Source organism: Xenorhabdus sp. NBAII XenSa04, assembly GCF_963866145.1.
Lineage (GTDB): Bacteria > Pseudomonadota > Gammaproteobacteria > Enterobacterales > Enterobacteriaceae > Xenorhabdus > Xenorhabdus indica.
Genome location: NZ_CAWMEB010000313.1, coordinates 1 through 1,560, shown reverse-complemented (window position 1 = coordinate 1,560; position 1,560 = coordinate 1). Strand labels below are relative to the sequence as shown.

Here is a 1,560-nt window from a genome sequence, read left to right as displayed (position 1 = left end):
CAGATAGGCCACCAGACGCTTATTACCGCTTTCATCTTCATGGGCGGTGACGACCGCATCTTTGACGCCGTCACACTGCGCCAGTTGGGCCTCAATTTCCCCCAGTTCAATCCGGAAGCCACGGATCTTGACCTGAAAATCATTGCGTTCCCGGTATTCAATGGTGCCGTCCGGCAGCCAGCGGCCTAAATCGCCGGTTTTATACATCCGGGCATCAGGTTGTTCACTGAATGGATCCGCCACGAACCGCTCAGCGGTGAGGTCAGGGCGGTTCAGATACCCGCGGGCCACGCCGGCGCCGCCGATATGGATTTCACCGGCCACCCCGACAGGCACCGGTTGCCCTTGTGCATCCAGAATATAAAGACGGGAGTTGGTCAAAGGGTAGCCGATGGGGACGGAGCCGGCGGGACAGGTTGCCGGGGCAGCCGGTTGCCATACCGTGGCTATTACCGTGGTTTCCGTTGGGCCGTAGGAGTTGATCCAGCGGCAGGACCGGGTTTCCGCTAACGATTGCCAGGTGTTGAAGTGACGCAGCTCGGCTTTTTCCCCGCCGACAATCACCAGCCGTAAAGACGGGCTGAAACCACAGCGGCCGGCGGCCATCTCCTGTACCCACAGGTGCCAGAAGGCGGTGGGTAAATCGCAGACGGTGATCGCCTGTGTCTGTAAGAACTGGCTAAAGGCATTATCCGGGATCCGCAGATGGGCCGGCCGCAGCACTAACGTTGCCCCGGCGGCCAGGGTGGCGAAAATATCGGAGACGGTGGTATCAAAGGCCACCGAGGTAAATTGCAGTACCCGGTCCGCCGGGGTCAGTGCATTGGTCTGACGCTGGACATGGACAAAATTGACCACATTGCGGTGTTCAATCATGACGCCTTTCGGCTGCCCGGTGGAGCCGGAGGTGTAGATGATATAGGCCAGATGATGAGGTTCCAATCCCCGTTGTTGTGGTTCAGGATTGTGGTCGGACTGTTGGGCCACATAATCCAGACAGTCATCATCATCCATGACCCAGACAGGGACGTTGGTTGTTAAACGGCTCTGCAAGTGATGCTGAGTCAATAATAACTTAGGTTCACAATCTGACAGAATGTAAGCCAGACGCTCAGTGGGGTATTCAGGATCTAATGGTACATAACCGGCCCCGGCTTTCAGGATAGCGAACAGGCCAACAATCATATCAACACCGCGCTCAACACAAATGGCGACCCGGTCATCCGGCTGTACGCCGGCCGCTATCAGGGCATGGGCCAGTTGGTTGGCCTGCCGGTTCAGTTCGGCATAACTCAGTTGCTGTTCGCCAGCCACCAGCGCGGTGGCGGCCGGTGAGTCCGCCACTTGCTGTTCGAAAAGTTGTTGCAGCAGCAGATCGGACGGGTAACTGACGGTGGGGGTATTAAATTCGGTCAGTAGCTGAGTGCGCTCAGGCGGTGTTAAGAGCGGTAAATCGGCTACCGTCTGGTTATCATCAGCCACCATTGCCGCCAGCAGGGTGTGCAGATGCCCCGCCATACGTTCAACCGTGGCCGGGTCAAACAGATCACTGGCGTATTC

General features: G+C 57.5%; 1 protein-coding gene. It reads right to left on the bottom strand.

Annotation, left to right across the window (positions count from 1 at the left end):
* On the bottom strand, positions 1-1,560 hold a 1,560-nt coding region (locus AAC147_RS11245), incomplete at both ends, for a non-ribosomal peptide synthetase (RefSeq protein WP_047686624.1).